Annotated in this window: 16 protein-coding genes; 5 read left to right on the top strand and 11 right to left on the bottom strand. The window is 73.9% G+C overall.

What is annotated here, in order from left to right; translation table 11 throughout:
* Nucleotides 1–64: 64 nt before the first annotated feature.
* The 3 genes from ACF08D_RS20515 to ACF08D_RS20525 form a co-directional block, all read right to left on the bottom strand.
* Entirely contained in the window at nt 65–601 is a 537-nt protein-coding gene (locus ACF08D_RS20515; RefSeq protein ID WP_392224174.1) for a DinB family protein, read from the bottom strand.
* A gap of 92 nt (nt 602–693) precedes the next feature.
* Complete coding sequence (locus ACF08D_RS20520; RefSeq protein ID WP_392224175.1) at nt 694–2,151, bottom strand: aldehyde dehydrogenase family protein; 1,458 nt, start codon at nt 2,149–2,151, stop codon at nt 694–696.
* Between the two features lie 59 nt (nt 2,152–2,210).
* Nucleotides 2,211–3,092: a helix-turn-helix domain-containing protein gene (locus tag ACF08D_RS20525; protein ID WP_392224176.1), complete on the bottom strand. Its 882-nt coding sequence runs from the start codon at nt 3,090–3,092 to the stop codon at nt 2,211–2,213.
* Nucleotides 3,093–3,405: 313 nt separating this feature from the next.
* Between ACF08D_RS20525 and ACF08D_RS20530 the strand changes: the two genes are divergently transcribed.
* Nucleotides 3,406–3,912, top strand: coding sequence for an ATP-binding protein (locus ACF08D_RS20530; RefSeq protein ID WP_392224177.1), 507 nt, complete (start codon nt 3,406–3,408; stop codon nt 3,910–3,912).
* 25 nt (nt 3,913–3,937) lie between these two features.
* Here ACF08D_RS20530 and ACF08D_RS20535 read toward each other — a convergent pair whose 3' ends face one another.
* Nucleotides 3,938–4,180, bottom strand: a complete 243-nt coding sequence (locus tag ACF08D_RS20535) for a DUF397 domain-containing protein (protein WP_392224178.1) — start codon at nt 4,178–4,180, stop codon at nt 3,938–3,940.
* 715 nt (nt 4,181–4,895) lie between these two features.
* Between ACF08D_RS20535 and ACF08D_RS20540 the strand changes: the two genes are divergently transcribed.
* A complete protein-coding gene (locus tag ACF08D_RS20540; protein WP_392224179.1) occupies nt 4,896–5,321 on the top strand; it encodes a hypothetical protein in 426 nt (141 codons plus the stop codon).
* Here the strand turns inward: ACF08D_RS20540 and ACF08D_RS20545 are convergent.
* The 3 genes from ACF08D_RS20545 to ACF08D_RS20555 are packed head-to-tail and all read right to left on the bottom strand — an operon-like array spanning nt 5,318 to nt 8,977.
* Nucleotides 5,318–7,366, bottom strand: a complete 2,049-nt coding sequence (locus tag ACF08D_RS20545) for an FUSC family protein (protein WP_392224180.1) — start codon at nt 7,364–7,366, stop codon at nt 5,318–5,320. The two genes, ACF08D_RS20540 and ACF08D_RS20545, sit on opposite strands and share 4 nt — an antisense overlap.
* 28 nt (nt 7,367–7,394) lie before the next feature.
* Nucleotides 7,395–8,531: a DUF2786 domain-containing protein gene (locus ACF08D_RS20550; protein WP_392224181.1), complete on the bottom strand. Its 1,137-nt coding sequence runs from the start codon at nt 8,529–8,531 to the stop codon at nt 7,395–7,397.
* On the bottom strand, nt 8,528–8,977 hold the full coding sequence (locus ACF08D_RS20555) for a winged helix-turn-helix transcriptional regulator (protein ID WP_392224182.1): 450 nt from the start codon (nt 8,975–8,977) through the stop codon (nt 8,528–8,530). Before ACF08D_RS20555 ends, ACF08D_RS20550 begins: the two co-directional genes overlap by 4 nt.
* A gap of 71 nt (nt 8,978–9,048) precedes the next feature.
* Here ACF08D_RS20555 and ACF08D_RS20560 point away from each other — a divergent pair, with 71 nt between their 5' ends.
* A complete protein-coding gene (locus ACF08D_RS20560) occupies nt 9,049–9,861 on the top strand; it encodes an NAD(P)H-binding protein (protein ID WP_392224183.1) in 813 nt (270 codons plus the stop codon).
* Nucleotides 9,862–9,910: 49 nt separating this feature from the next.
* A complete protein-coding gene (locus ACF08D_RS20565; RefSeq protein ID WP_392224184.1) occupies nt 9,911–11,608 on the top strand; it encodes a bifunctional 3'-5' exonuclease/DNA polymerase in 1,698 nt (565 codons plus the stop codon).
* 4 nt (nt 11,609–11,612) lie between these two features.
* On the opposite strand, the gene ACF08D_RS20570 is transcribed toward ACF08D_RS20565, so the two are convergent.
* The 4 genes from ACF08D_RS20570 to ACF08D_RS20585 form a co-directional block, all read right to left on the bottom strand.
* Nucleotides 11,613–12,839: a hypothetical protein gene (locus tag ACF08D_RS20570; protein WP_392224185.1), complete on the bottom strand. Its 1,227-nt coding sequence runs from the start codon at nt 12,837–12,839 to the stop codon at nt 11,613–11,615.
* An 88-nt stretch (nt 12,840–12,927) separates the two neighbouring features.
* Nucleotides 12,928–13,440: a SigE family RNA polymerase sigma factor gene (locus tag ACF08D_RS20575; RefSeq protein WP_392224186.1), complete on the bottom strand. Its 513-nt coding sequence runs from the start codon at nt 13,438–13,440 to the stop codon at nt 12,928–12,930.
* A 165-nt stretch (nt 13,441–13,605) separates the two neighbouring features.
* Nucleotides 13,606–13,998, bottom strand: a complete 393-nt coding sequence (locus ACF08D_RS20580) for a rodlin (protein ID WP_392224187.1) — start codon at nt 13,996–13,998, stop codon at nt 13,606–13,608.
* Between the two features lie 161 nt (nt 13,999–14,159).
* Nucleotides 14,160–14,552 carry a rodlin gene (locus ACF08D_RS20585; protein ID WP_156693063.1) on the bottom strand — a complete coding sequence of 131 codons (393 nt, stop codon included), beginning with the start codon at nt 14,550–14,552 and terminating at the stop codon, nt 14,160–14,162.
* 188 nt (nt 14,553–14,740) lie between these two features.
* Between ACF08D_RS20585 and ACF08D_RS20590 the strand changes: the two genes are divergently transcribed.
* Nucleotides 14,741–15,121 carry a DUF6479 family protein gene (locus tag ACF08D_RS20590; protein ID WP_392224188.1) on the top strand — a complete coding sequence of 127 codons (381 nt, stop codon included), beginning with the start codon at nt 14,741–14,743 and terminating at the stop codon, nt 15,119–15,121.
* The last annotated feature ends 63 nt before the right edge of the window (nt 15,122–15,184 follow it).

Below are 15,184 nucleotides of genomic sequence, written 5' to 3' on the forward strand. Positions count from 1 at the left end.
GTCGTCCCCGACCAGGGTACGCAGCGGGCCCGGGGCTTCTGCCGGGTGCCCGGCGGGGCGTCCGTCAGGCGTGTTCCAGGGCGATCAGCTCGTACGCGTCCTTCCCGTCCAGGGACTCGCGGATGATGTCGGCGTGCCCGGCGTGCCGGGCGATCTCCTGGATCAGGTGCATCCCCAGCCAGCGCATCGACACCCGGGCGTCCTGGGGGAACCAGGGGGCCTCGGGGAGCGGGAAGGTGTCGTCGAGGCTCGGCACCGTCCGCAGGAACTCCTCCGTCTCCTTGGCCACCCCGTCCCAGAACGCCAGGGTGCCGCGCACCGACTCGCCCTCCACCAGCCGGAAGCCGTCCGCCCACGTCTCGGCCGTGCGCTGCTTCTCGTTGGGCCGCCCCTGGGCCATCCGCAGCCAGCTCAGCTCGACCTCGGAGACGTGCTTGAGCAGCCCCGACAGCGACAGCTCGCTGGCGCTCGGCCGGGTGGCGGCCTGCTCGTCGGTCAGTCCGAGCACGGACCGGCGGATCGCGCCGCGCTGCGCCTCGATGAAGTTGAGCAGCGCGCCGCGCTCGTCGCCGTGGGCCTCTGAGGGAACGTGGGTGACCATGACCTGTCCGCCTTTCCGGTCTTCCCGGTCGGTGCCTTACGACCACCAACCTACGGACCGTCGCGGTCAGGTCCTGTCCGCAACACCGGGCGTCAGAACGGGAAGCGGCTCCGCCCGTGCTGGATCGAGATCCACTTGTACGTGGTGAACGCGTCGATCGTCGCCTCGCCGTTCAGCCGCCCCAGGCCGGAGCTCTTCTCGCCGCCGAAGGGCACGATCGGCTCGTCGTGCACGGTGCCGTCATTGATGTGGATCATGCCGGTGTGGATGCGGCGGGCGATCCGTACGCCGCGCTCGACGTCACCCGTATGGATGGCGCCGCTCAGGCCGTACGGGGTGTCGTTGGCGATCCGTACGGCCTCGTCCTCGCCGTCGAAGGGGATCAGCATCACGACCGGGCCGAAGATCTCCTGGGTGAGCACCGGGGAGTCGTCCGGCAGCCCGGTCAGCACGGTGGGGGTGACGACGTTCCCCCGGGCGGTGCCGCGCAGCAGGGCCGTCGCGCCCGCCGTCACGGCCTGGTCGACCAGGGTGGTGACCGCCTCGGCCTGGGAGGCGTTGATGAGCGGGCCCAGGTGGGTGGCCGGGTCGGCCGGGTCGCCGGCCGTGAGCGTGGCGACCTTGGCGACGAACTTCTCGGTGAACTCGCGCTCCACCGACCGGTCCACCAGCACCCGGTTGGCGGCCATGCACACCTGGCCCTGGTGCACGAAGCGGCTGAAGACGGCCGCGTCGACGGCGTAGTCGACATCCGCGTCGTCCAGCACCACCAGGGCGCTGTTGCCGCCCAGTTCGAGCACACAGCGCTTGAAGTTCGCGGCGCAGACGGTGGCGACGTGCCGGCCGACCCGGTCGGAGCCGGTGAAGGAGATGACCTTGGGCACGGGGTGCTCGATCAGCGCGTCGCCGATCTCCGCGATGTCGGTGATCACGACGTTGAGCAGCCCGGCCGGGAGCCCGGCGTCCTCGAAGATCTTGGCGACCAGCGCGCCGCCCAGGATCGGGGTGTTCTGGTGCGGCTTGAGGACGACCGCGTTGCCCAGGGCGAGCGCCGGGGCGACGGACTTGATCGACAGCAGGAAGGGGAAGTTGAACGGGCTGATGACCCCGACGACGCCGACCGGCACGCGGTAGAGGCGGTTCTCCTTGCCGTCGGCCGGGGACGGGAGGATGCGGCCCTCGGGGCGCAGCGCCAGGGCCACCGCCTCGCGCAGGAACTCCTTGGCCAGGTGCAGCTCGAAGGCGGCCTTGAGCCGGGTGCCGCCCAGCTCCGCGACGATCGCCTCGGCGATCTCCGCCTCGCGCTCCTCGACGAGCCGCAGCGCCCGCTCGAAGACGGCGCGGCGCGTGTACGGGTTGGTGTCGGCCCATTCGCGCTGGGCCCGCTCGGCCGCCCGGTAGGCCAGGTCTATCTCCTCGACCGTGGCCACGGTTATGGAGGCGAGCTTCTCCTCGTTGTACGGGTTGAAGTCGATGATGTCCCACGAGCCGCCGCCGGCCCGCCACTCACCGTCGATGTACTGCTGGGCCAGGTCTGTGAAGTAGGACATGCCTTCCCTTCCCGGGGGGCGCGACGCAGCGTGTGATGGGACGTCATCCTACTGGCGGGTCACGTGAGTTGGAGCAGTCCCCGCAGAACGTCGCGGCTCTCCTCGGGGCCCGGGCTGTCCTGGTGCAGCCGCCCCATCACCCGCTCGTACTGGGCCACTTCCTCGCGCTTGTCGAGGTAGAGCGCGCTGGTGAGCTGCTCCAGGTAGACGATGTCGGAGAGGTCCGACTCCGGGAACCTCAGCATGGTGAAGGCGCCGCTCTCGCCCGCGTGGCCGCCGAAGCTGAACGGCATGACCTGGAGGGTGACGTTCTCCCGCTCGGAGACCTCGATGAGATGCTTGAGCTGCTCGCGCATCACGTCGCGGTCGCCGTACGGGCGGCGCAGCGCGGCCTCGTCGAGAACGGCGTGAAAGCGCGGCCCCCGCTCGGAGACGAGGACCTTCTGCCGCTCCAGGCGCAGCGCCACCCGGCGGTCGATCTCGGCGCGGGAGGCGTCGGGCATGCCCCGGGAGACGACGGCGTGCGCGTACGCCTCGGTCTGGAGCAGCCCGTGCACGAACTGCACCTCGTAGATGCGGATGAGGGAGGCGGCGCCCTCCAGGCCGATGTAGGTCTGGAACCAGCCCGGCAGGACATCGCCGTAACTGTGCCACCAGCCCGCGACGTTGGCCTCGCGGGCCAGGCCGAGCAGGGACGCGCGCTCGGTGTCGTCGGTGACGCCGTACAGCGTGAGGAGGTCCTCGATGTCCCTCGCCTTGAAGCTCACCCGGCCCAACTCCATACGGCTGATCTTGGATTCGGACGCCCGGATCGAGTAGCCGGCGGCCTCCCGTGTGATCCCGCGCGACTCGCGCAGCCGCCGCAGCTGGGAACCCAGCAGGATGCGCCGCACCACGGAACCGCTCGATTCGCCTGCGGTCACGTCTCCAACCCTCCCCATCGCCGATGTGTACGAAGGAGCACCCCCCGGCCGCCCCGAGACGCCGGATTCTGCCACCAAAACGCTTCACCGCGTACTCGATCGGTTACGCAAAGACGAAGGCTTGACCGAGTCGCGACCCCGCGGAGGGCTCGGGGCGGAAAGTCGGGTGATGAAGATTTGGCCCGTTTCCCGTACGGGGAGGGACAGTTCGGGCGCGTGCACGTGCATCTGCCCTTGCATCGGGTGGTCGCATTGGGAACGATGGGCCTCGCGCACCTGCGTACTCGTTCGTGTTGTCGCACCACAGCCGCGAATCCCGGGAGTGCCTCGCATGGGGACGAATGGATCGACCATGCTCGAGCCGTTAAGGCAGGGGCTGCCGCCGATCGACGCCGCTTCCGTCTCCAGCTCCGCGTCCTGCGCGCTGCCCGCCCGCTATGAAGCGGTGCGCGGCGCACGGAAGTTCACCAGCGCGACACTCACCCAGTGGGACCTCGACGACCGGTTCGACGACGTCGCGCTGGTCGTCTCCGAGCTCGTCACCAACGCGCTGCGCCACGCCCTGCCGGCCGACACGCCCCGCGAGGCGCCGTACGACCCGCCGGTGCGGCTGCACCTGATGCGCTGGGCGAGCCGGCTGGTGTGCGCGGTGCGGGACCCCAGCCCGGAGAGCCCCGCCACCCGCGAGTCGGAGGAGGACTTCGCGGCGGAGTCGGGCCGGGGGCTGTTCCTGGTCGAGTCCTTCAGCGACAGCTGGGGCTGGCACCCGCTGGCCGGGACGCTGCACGGCAAGGTGGTCTGGGCGCTGTTCCGCCTCTCCGACGACCGGGCGGCGTAGGCCGTCACCGTCCGGTGCGCCCGCCCTACCGGCCGGCGATCAGGTGGTCGAACTCGCCGTCCTTGACCCCCAGGAGCAGGGCCTCTATCTCGGCCGGCGTGTACACCAGCGCCGGCCCGTCGGGATGCCGTGAGTTGCGTACGGCGACATCGCCCCCGGGCAGCTTGGCGAACTCGACGCACGAGCCCTGAGAGTTGCTGTGCCGGCTCTTCTGCCAGACGACGCCGTGAAGCTCCGTGGCCGCCATGCCGTTGTACACGTCGCGCACAGGACGCTCCCCGCTCCCCGAGATACATGTTGCAGGTGTCAACCATCGGGGATCATAGCGGGGCGTCCTGTGCACCAGCATGTGCATATGCACGTGCACGGCGCGTTGCTACTCCCCCGTACGCCAGTAAGGACGAACAAGAACGCGAATTGGCTCCCACGTAGTCACACGACCTCGACCCGGGCCCGGTTCACCGGACCGGCGCCACCCCCGTTGTGGGCAATCGTCCCGCTGGGGCGATGGGGGTCCCCCCTGCTCGAGCGAAGCCGAGAGCTTGGGGGAGGGTGGGCACAACGGCACCGGTGCGGCGCGTCCCCACCCGTTGTGGGCATTCGTTCCGCTGGTCGCGTTGTGGGCAATCGTCCCGCTGGGGCGGGACGGGTGGGCACAACGGGGTGCCCACCGGGACGGTGCCCTGTTCCTGGGGTGCGCCCCGGAGCGGTGCCGATGGGTGGGGGGTGTGGCCCCTCCGGGCTCACCTCCTCGCGGTCGGCGGGGCACCCAGCCGGAAAGGGTGCCGTCACTCGCCGCCGATCCGCTGCGGGGGCGACCCTGCACGGCCCCACCCCGGTGGTACGCCGACTGCGGACCGGTGGGCAGGGGGCACGGCCCCACCCCGGCGCGTCGCCGGCTGCGGGCCGGTGGGGCCTGGCCGCGCCCGCTACCCGCTGGTAGCTTGGCGCCCGTTTCGGCACCGACGTTGGGGAGACGTGGCGTGGACGCGCACAAGCTCGTACGTACCGCGGCGACGGCAGCCGCCCTGTGCCTCGCGCTGGCCGGCTGCGGCGGCGGACAGGTCCGGCCCGAGGCGGACCCGACGCCCACCGCCACCCGGGCCCCGAGCCCCTCGGCGAGCCCCGCCCCGCCCGCCGCCGGCGCGGCCGACGGGTCCTGGGTGGGCCTCACCGGGGGCAGGCCCGTCAGCCTCACGGTCGAGAAGGGCCACGCCGCGGTGCTGGCCGAGGCCCATGTGTGCCAGGGCACCACCGCCCAGGGCACCGCGGTGGTGACACTGGACCTGACCTGCGACGACGGCTACACCGCCCGTACGAGAGGCTCGGCGCGCGCCGAGAAGGGGAAGCTGGTCGTCACCTGGGCCGGCGGCGCCAAGGACACGCTCACCCGGGCCGAAGTCCCCTAGTCCCGCCCCGACAGCGCCTCCGAGACCCCCTCCAGCGCCTCCAGCAGCAGATGGGCGCCGTTGCGGACGACCGGGTCGGGGACCGTCGCCGCGTCCCACCGGGCGACCGCGTCCCGCACCTCGTCCCAGCGGGGGACCCGCCGCTCGCGGAGGTCCTTCGCGGCCCGCTCGGTGGCATGGCGCAGCGCGTCCGCCAGGTCGGCGGCGGCCGGCAGGGGCGTGGCGTCGCGCGGCGGGAGGTGGGCCTCCATCAGCATGGCCACCCGCCCGAACTGGGCCAGGGCGTCCCCCGCGTCGGCCGCCGCGGCACGGGACAGGCCCCGGTGCCGTACCGGCTCGTGGGCGGCCCGCTCGACGGCCTCCTGCCAGGCGACCCGGGCGTCCCGCGTGGCGAGCAGCGTCTCGCGCACCGCGCCGGTGCCGCGCGCGGCCGGGTCGGCGTAGTGGGCGACGACCCCGGCCGCGTACCGCCCGTCCGCGACCAGCCAGTCGGCCAGCCGGGTGCGCAGGCGCGGTGTCTCCCAGGCCGGGTACAGGGCGTAGGCCACCATCGCGAGGACCCCGCCCAGCAGGGTGAGCACCACCCGTTCCGGCACGGTCTGCGTCCACTCCGTACCGCCCATGCCGAGCAGGAACACCACATAGGCGGAGACGCAGACCTGGGCGACCGCGTAGCCCGTGCGCATCAGCAGGTACATCCCGAAGGCGCAGACCACCGCCAGCGCGGCGGAGGTCCACCGGCCGGGGTGGGCCGTCTGCACCACGCCGGTGGCGAGCGCGACGCCCAGCAGGGTGCCGCAGAAGCGGGCGACGCAGCGGGAGTAGGTCTGGGTGAAGTCGGGCCGCATGGCCATCACGGCGGCCATCGGCGCCCAGTAGCCGTGTCCCAGGGGCAGGGCCGTGCCGATGGCGTACCCGCCGGTGGTGACGGCGGTGACGCGTACCGCGTGCCGGAACACCGGGGAGGCGGGGCGCAGTTCGCGGCGGACCGCGTGCAGCGCGCCGGGCAGCAGCTCCCACAGCGACGGGCGGGTGCGCAGTTCGCCGGCGTCGGCGCGGTCGGTGGGCGTCGCCGTCTCGACGACGTCCTCCAGCAGGGCCGCGAGGCGGGTGGCGGCGCGGCGCGCGGGGCCGGTCAGCACGTCGCCGGTGTCCGGGGTCCGCAGCGCGGTGAGCACGCCGGGCGGGAGGGGTGCGGCGTGGCCCTGGCGGATGGTGCGGGCGGCGGTGTCGAGGACGGTGCCGGCGGCGGCGAGCAGTTCGCGCACCCGGTCGCGCTGCGGGCCCTCGCGCGGGACGCCGACGGCCGGGTCGGCGAGCGAGGCGAGGACCGGGCGGATGCGTTCGGCGAGGCCGCGCGCGCCGTGCAGTTCGCCGGGGCGGCGGCGGGCCTGGCGGGGGGTGACGGCGGCGGCGCTGCGGGCGGTCATCAGCGGTACGGGGTCGAAGGGGGCGTACGGGTCGTCGCGCAGGCGCCGGGCGTAGTCGGCCTCGGCGGCGAGCGCGTCGGCGAGGGCGTCGCGCTGGGCGCCCCAGCGGCGGACGGGGAGCAGGACGATCAGGGCGGCCTGGACGAGGCCGCCCACGGCGATCATCCCGGCGTGGGCGGCGGCGTCCGCGACGGAGGTCGGCAGCGTGACGGTGACCAGCATGATCGCCACGTTGGAGGAGGCGATCACGCCCGTGGCGGGCCCGGTGGCCCAGGCGAGCCCGGACAGGAACGTCCACAGGGCGAGCAGGGCCGTGAAGAGCGCGAGGTGGGTGCCCGTCAGGTAGCCGAGGAAGGTGGAGACGGCGAGGCTGGCGCCGGAGGCGAGCGCCAGGGTGGGGCGGGGGCGCCAGCTCCGCTGGAAGGTGGCGATGGCCGCCTGGAACGCCCCGAACGCCGAGCTCACCGCGACCCCGGCCCCGAAGAGCGCGAGGCTCGCCCCGACCACCAGTGCCAGTCCGGCGGCGGCGCGGAGCGCCACGAGCGGCTCCAGCCTGCGGCGTTCGACCGTCAGCCCCGAACGGGCGGTGGCCTTCAGCGCACGGAGCCAGCTCATGGGGTCGAGGATAGGGGGTGGTTTCGCCCTACTTGGGAAGCTCGCCCCGGCCGCCTCGCTCCCCGTGGCCGGTGTGCGCCCGGTCCGCCGCCGCCGCACCCTGGTGCCACCCCGCCTCGTCAGTGGCGCCACGCACGCGTGTCGTGGTCGTCTCGGGGAACATCCGGTCCGCCCGGGCGGCGACCGCCACGTCCCGGGTCGCCAGGACCGGCAGCAGGTTGGGCTCCTCGGCCTCGACCCGCCGCGCGGCGGAGGCGAGCCGGTCGCCGAGGCGGTGGGCGTACGCCAGCAGGAAGGACTGCCGGAACGTCTTCGTACGCTTCCGGCCGCCCTTGCGCTGCTCCGCCTCGGCCCTGGTCATGGCGCTCGTGCCCTGCACCAGGAGGGAGGTGTGGAGCAGTTCGACGACCTCCAGGTCCGGGGCGAAGCCCACGACGGTGGAGAAGCCGAACGCCTCGTTCCACACCGCCCGGCAGCGGTTGGCCGACGCGACCGCGTCCAGCAGGATCGCCTTGGCCGTCTCGTAGGGCGCGTCCACCCCGATGCGTACCGCCACCGGCTCGTCCGGGCCGGGGGTGCGCGCCGCGAGCGCCGCCTCGTCCAGGCTGTGCCGCGCCATCAGCTCCTGCGCCTTGGCGGTCAGCGCCTCGGCCTCCTCCGGGTACCCGGTCGCCTCCGCCTTGGCCAGCAGGGCCCTGATCCGGGACAGCGCGCGCGGCTCGCCGGGCACGGGCGCGGAGTGCGCGGGCGAGGCGCCGGGCACCGGGCCGACCGGCCCGACGGCGGGCAGCCGGGCCAGCAGCCGGTACAGCTCCAGTACGGCGGTGGCGTACGTGAAGCGGTCGGCCCGCCACCCGCCGGGCTCCGGCAGCCCGGCGATCTGCCCGGCCCACCGGGGCGGCAGCCACGCGTACGTGCCGGTCTCCGCGGCGACCAGCCCCGACAGCAGCCGCAGATGGTGCTCGTCCAGGTCACGGCGTACGAGCCGGGCGACGTCGGCGGGCTGCCAGCCGCGCCGCCACGCGCGCGTGAGCAACTCCTCGCCCCGCCGGGCCAGTTCCGTGTCCGACGCGGGATCGGCGGCCAGCAGGGACGCCCCGGTGTCCAGGGCCGCGTCCCCCTCGGCGTACAGGGCGGCGGCCAGCGCCTCACCGACGGCGCTCACGCCCGCACCCCGCCCTCCGGCCCGACCTGCCGCTCGCCCTGCTGCGCGTTCTGCCGTGCGTTCTGCCGTGCGTCGAAGGCGCGGCGCGCGTCGGCGACGGCCGGGCGGTGCTCCAAAGACCAGTCCACGAGCGCCTTGATCAGGTGGGTCATGCTGTGCCCGGTCTCCGTCAGCTCGTACTCGACCTGCGGCGGCACGGTGGCGTACACGGTCCGGCGGACCAGCCCGTCCCGCTCCAGCCGGCGCAGGGTGAGCGTCAGCATCCGCTGCGAGATGCCCGGCACCAGGCGCTGGAGTTCCTTGAACCGCCGCACCCCGGCCGCCAGTTCGACCACCACGTGCACCGTCCACTTGTCGCCCAGACGGTCCTGCACGTCCCGCACCCCGCACTCCTCGGCGCAGCTGACGACGGGGGCGCCGGTTACCTCCGTGTGCCCGACCGACATGAAAGTGCCTCCTTACGCGTACGCCGCTCCCTTACGACCATGGTCGCAGCCGTCCGACGAAGGGAACGTCCATGCTGCTGATCACCGGTGCCTCCGGGGCGCTCGGTTCACTGGTCGCCGAGCGGGCCGCGGGCCGGGACGACGTCGTCCTCGGCACCCGGGCCGCCGGAGTCCCCGGAGCCCGGCGGGTCGACTTCGACGACCCCGGCTCGCTGCCGGCGGCCTTCGCGGGGGTGGACACCCTGCTGCTGATCTCGGCGGGGTACGGGGAGGACGACACCGTCGCCGCCCGGCACGGGGCGGCGATATCGGCCGCCACGCGCGCGGGGGTGGGCCACATCGTCTACACGAGCCTCTCCGGGGACGGCGACCACCTCCCGTACGCGCTCGCGCACCGGTGGACCGAACGCCGGCTGTGGGCCTCCGGGGTGCGGTGGACCGTCCTGCGCAATGGCCTCTACGCCGAGCTGCTCGCGTGGCTGGCCGCCCCGGACGCCGAGGGGCGGATCACCGCGCCGCTCGGCGGGGGCGGGCTGGCGGCGGTGGCGCGCGAGGACCTGGCCGAGGCCGCCCTGCGCGTGGCGCTGGACCCGGCCCCGCACGCCGGCCGGGTGTACGAGCTGACCGGGGAGCGGGCCCTGACCGGGGCCGACCTCGCGGCGGCGACCGGGGCGTCCTACGATCCGGTGGACCTGGCCGGGGCCCGGGCGGCGCTCCTCGCGTCCGGCGCGGCGGCCTTCCAGGTCCCGATGCTGGTCGGCACGTACTCGGCCGTCGCGCACGGCTTCCTGGCCGGCACGGGCACCGCCGGCGACCTGCGGGCGCTGCTGGGACGCGCGCCGCGCCCCGCGCTGGAGGCGTACGCGGCGGCGGTGGGCGGCTGACCGCCGCGGCGGCGGCCCGTTGTCAGTGCCGGGTGCCAGACTCGCATGCGTGAACGAGCGCTGGCTGGTGGACGGCACCGAGGGCGGCGGGGCCCGGCTCGTCCCCCTCGGCGGGGACGGCCGTCCCGCCGGTCCGGTGCTGACCGAGCCCGACCTGGTGGCGGCGGTGCGCTCCCGGCCGGAGGTGGGCCGCTGGGTGTGGCGGTCCACCGGCGCACTGTACCCGCGGCTGCTGGCGGCCGGTGTCCGGGTGGAGCGGTGCTACGACATGGAGGACGCCGAGCAGCTGCTGCTCGGCCACGAGGGGCGCCTGGGCGAGCCCCGCTCGGCGGCCGCCGCGTGGGCCCGGCTGCACGACCGCCCGGTGCCGGCCGACCCGCCGCCGAGAGCCGCCGAGCCGGGGGCGGGCGCCCAGTCGCCGCTGTTCGACCCGGAGCCCGCGCGGGACGTGCCGTTCGACGCCCTTCTGGAGGTGTACGCGGAGCAGCAGCGAAGACACGGGGCCGCCGGGCACCCGGGCCGGATGCGGCTGCTGACCGCCGCCGAGTCCGCCGGGATGCTGGTGGCCGCCGAGATGCACCGGGCCGGGTTGCCGTGGCGGGCGGACGTGCACCGGGCGGTCCTGCACGAGCTGCTGGGCGAGCGGTACGCGGGCGGGGGCGAGCCGCGCCGGCTGGCGGAGCTGGCGGACGAGGTGTCGGCGGCCTTCGGGCGCCGGGTCCGCCCGGACCTGCCCGCCGACGTGATCAAGGCGTTCTCCGGGGCGGGGATCAGTGTGCGCTCCACGCGCCGCTGGGAGCTGCAGGAGATCGACCACCCGGCGGTGGAGCCGCTGATCGCGTACAAGAAGCTGTACCGGATCTGGACGGCGCACGGCTGGAGCTGGCTCCAGGACTGGGTGCGGGACGGGCGCTTCCGGCCGGAGTACCTCCCGGGGGGCACGGTCACCGGGCGCTGGACCACCAACGGCGGCGGGGCGCTCCAGATCCCCAAGGTCATCCGCCGGGCGGTCGTCGCCGACGACGGCTGGCGGCTCGTCGTCGCCGACGCGGACCAGATGGAGCCCCGGGTGCTGGCGGCGGTCTCGCGCGACCCGGGCCTGATGGAGGTGGCCGGCCACCCCGGCGACCTCTACACGCGCCTGTCGGACCGGGCGTTCTCCGGCGACCGGGAGCACGCCAAGATCGCGCTGCTGGGCGCGGTGTACGGGCAGACCAGCGGCGACGGCCTGAAGAACCTGGCCGCGCTGCGCCGCCGCTTCCCCCGGGCGGTGGCGTATGTGGACGACGCGGCCCGGGCCGGTGAGGAGGGGCGCCTGGTGCGCACCTGGCTCGGCCGGACCAGCCCCCGCGCGGCCGGCGCCGGAGAGGCCGACGAGGCGGGCATCCCCCAGGAGGGCACGACCGAGGAGCCCGCGGCGGACGGCGAGTTCACCCCCGGGTACGCCTCGCTGAACGCCCGCGCCCGGGGCCGGTTCACCCGGAACTTCGTGGTGCAGGGCAGCGCCGCCGACTGGGCCCTGCTGATGCTGGCCGCCCTGCGCCGGTCGCTGTGGGGGATGCGGGCGGAGCTGGTGTTCTTCCAGCACGACGAGGTGATCGTGCACTGCCCCGCCGAGGAGGCGCCCGAGGTGGCCGAGGCGATCCGCCGGGCCGGTGACACGGCCGGCCGGATCGCCTTCGGGGACACCCCGGTGCGGTTCCCGTTCACGACGGCGACGGTGGAGCGCTACTCCGACGCGAAGTGACGGCCTACATGAGGGACGGCCAGGAGGGGTCCAGCGCCACCGTCTTGAGCTGCTCCAGGGTGGCGGGCGGCGTCGTCCGGTTGGCGTCCTTGTGCGGGTACTCGGCGTTGTACGAGGTGATGGTCACCCTCAGCCCGTTCGGCCGCAGGGCGTCGACCCGCCACTCGGTGACGCCCTTGCCCTGGGCGGGCCGCTCGGAGGTGGCAATCCGGGTGCCGTCCGGGAGGGTCTCGGTCCAGCGCGGCTCACCGTCACCGGTGGCGCCCTTGGGGGTGAGGGTGGCCCGCATGAAGCTCATGGTCTTGTTCTTGACGTCGTACGCGGTCATGTAGCCGGTCGCCCCCTCGCCGCCGCCGCCCCGCGGGGACAGCCCCTTGGGCGCCAGGCGCCGGATGCGGTCGTGAACGGCCAGGCTGCCGGAGATGTGCAGGTCGCGGGTGAAGGCGTCCGGGTTGGCGATGCCGTACTTCGTCATCGACATGCCGAGGACGATCATCAGGTTCGACGTCTGCCCCTCGGTGAACGGCGGCCGGGCGCGGGTGACACGGCCCTTCTCGGGCAGGCCGTTGTAGGTGACCAGCTCGACGAGGTAGCCCTCCGGCGTGAGACCCACCGTCCGCGACTGCGTCAGCCCCCGGCCCTCGGTGCTGCGGAAGGTGGCGACGCCGAACGGGAAGGGGGCGTCGTCGCAGGAGGTCACCGGCGGTGCGGGCTTCGCCGGGCAGACGACCTGCTTCCGGGCCGCCGGGTCGTCCGGGTCGACGCGCCGGTACGAGACGCGGACCAGCGCCTCGCCGAAACCGTCGTCGTACACGAGCGACGCGTCGGCCACCCCGTCCGGGTCGCCCGGGTTGCTGGTCCCGCGCTGCCCGGTCATTCTGCCCTTCGGCAGCGCCCCCTCCAGGATCCGGACCATCTGGTCGGCGGACACGTCCATGTTCCGGTCGGGGTCGACGCGCCGCGGATCGCCCTCGCCGGAGCGCGTGACGCCCGGGGACGGGCGGCCGGAGTCGTCGGCCACTTCCTGCGCGGACCGGGGGCCGAGGTACTCGGCGCCCAGCAGCGCGGACCCGGTCAGTGCCAGCACCGCGAGGGCGGCCGTGCCCGCCCGGCGCCGCAGCACCCGGGCCCGGCCGCGGCGCAGCCCGCCCGCCAGCAGGGCGCGATGGTCCGTGGTGAAGGGCTCGCCGGTCCGGTGCATCGCCTCGGAGACCTCGTCCTCAAAGGGCATGGGAAACCACCGTTCGTGGGTCGTGTGACGTTCGTGGCCGAAGTCGTACGTTCGTGGCCGAAGGGGCCGGGCCGGGCCGGGCGGCCGCTCAGTGGGCGGCGGCGAGTTCGGCGAGGTGCGGGCCGAGCTGCTCGCGGAGCCGGGCCAGGGCCCTGGTGCAGCGCGTGCGTACGGCGGCGGGGCTGGCGTTCATCGCGGCGGCGGTCTCCTCGATGCTGCGGTCCTCCCAGTACCGCAGCACCACCACCGCCCGGTCCTTCGGCGCGAGCCGCGCCAGCGCGTCGAGCAGCGCCACCCGCAGGTCGGGGTCGCCGCCCGGCCCCGAGGCGGTCTCGGGCAGGTCGGCCAGCGGCCGCTCGCCGAAGGAGCGCCGCCGCCGCTGGCCGAGGTAGGTGCGGACGAGGACGGTCTGGGCGTACGCGGCGGGGCTGTCGACGCGCGCCAGCCGGCCCCACCGCGCGTACATCCTGCCGAGCGTCTCCTGCACCAGATCCTCCGCGGCGTGGGTGTCGCCGCCGGTCAGCAGGCAGGCGGAGCGGAAGAGGTGCCCGGTGCGGACCGCCGCGAACTCCATGAATGCGTCCGCTCGGGACTTGTTCATGCCCTCCCCTTCACCCACTGCCGTCGCCGTTCTCCACCCCTTTGACGCGATGGACCCCGCCGGATGTTTCACACGGGAGAAAAACGGGGCGGGCCCCACATCCGTGGTGCCGGATGTGGGGCCCGCCCGTGCTGGGGCCGCGGGCGCTGGGCGCCGCGGGGTGCGTCAGTCCTGGACCGCGACGGCCGCGTTCTCGGAGATGACGTCCTCCAGGATGTGCGACAGGGCGCTGTCGCCCTTGACCGCGGTGGAGTTCTCGGTGCAGGTCTGGTTCTGGGTGTCGTTGACCAGGTCCTGCACACCGACGTTGACCAGGGCCACGATGTTCTGGACATCGGCCTGGACCGGCACACCGAGGCAGGGCTTGTTGAGCGTGCCCTGGACCAGGCCCACCTGGGGGCTCTGGTGGCCGCCCGTGACGGTGTTGCCGTAGATCTGGCGGGAGAAGTTGCCGTTCTGCGTGTCGATACCGCGGTCGCCCACGGCCGAGGCCATCGGCGCGGACGCGCCGAGCACGGCCGCAGCGACGCCGGCGGTAGCCAGAACCTTCTTGATCATGGTTCGTCCCATTCGTCGAGAGACCCGGTGCTCGGGTCGTGCCAGCGCCCGGCGTCGGGCGCGGGGGAGGGTGGGCGTCAGCCCGGTGTGCGTGGCGGGGGGCCGCCACGCGGGCGCCCCGCACGGCCGTGGTCACGGCCGTGCGGGACGGTGGTCCGGCGTCAGTCCTGGACGGCGGCCGAGACGTTCTCGGAGAGGACGTCCTCCAGCAGGTGCGACAGCGCGCTGTCACCCTTGACCGCCGTGGAGTTCTCGGCGCACTGCTGGTTCTGCGTGTCGTTGAGGATGTCCTGAACACCGACGTTGACCAGGGCCACGATGTTCTGGACGTCGGCCTGGACCGGCAGACCGACACAGGGCTTGTTGAGGGAGCCCTGGATCAGCCCGATCTGCGGGCTCATGTAGCCACCGGTCGTCGTGTTGCCGTACGACTGGGTGGCGAAGTTGCCGTTCTGCGTGTCGATACCGCGGTCGCCCACGGCGGCGGCCATCGGCGCGGAGGCGCCAAGGACGGCCGCGGCGACGCCGGCGGTGGCCAGAACCTTCTTGATCATGGTTCATCCTTCTCGTCGAGAGACCCGGTGCTCGGGGTCGCTCTGATCAACCGCAGGCCACCGTTTAGGTTGCGCCAGGTCACCCGAAGAGATCAATCACCTAAAAACGGATGAATGACTGAGATGATGATGGGCTCGAACGGGCCTCCGGGAGGTCTGATCGGCCGCCGACCGGGTACACGCCCTTTATGGACTCTCTCACGACGTTCGCCATGGAATTCGCCGCTAGGGACCATCTCGTCGGCATTGGTCCGCTGGTGGCCGGCATCCTCCTCGTCGGGTTCCTCATCGGCGCGTTCCTGCTGGGACGCCGTATCAGGAACCGGGAGCCGGAGCCCCCGAAGCCCGAGGAGCAGCCGCACCGCCCGGCCGACGCCGGTATCCCGGGCGAGGCGGAGGGCCACCGCCGGCCGGCCGAGCTGGAGGAGCGCGAGGACCGGGTGATGCCGTACGAGCTGAGGCGCCAGAACACCGACCCGGACTCGTCGCCGCGCAGCGAGAAGGACCACAAGTGGGGCGGCGCCCCCAGCGGCGGCTTCGGCAGCGGGGGCCCGACCACCGGCAGCTGACCCGCCCCCCGACCCGGCCGGGCGCACCCCCGGCCGGGTCTTCGGTACGCCCTCGCCCCAGCC

Source organism: Streptomyces sp. NPDC015131 (assembly GCF_043079975.1).
GTDB lineage: Bacteria > Actinomycetota > Actinomycetes > Streptomycetales > Streptomycetaceae > Streptomyces.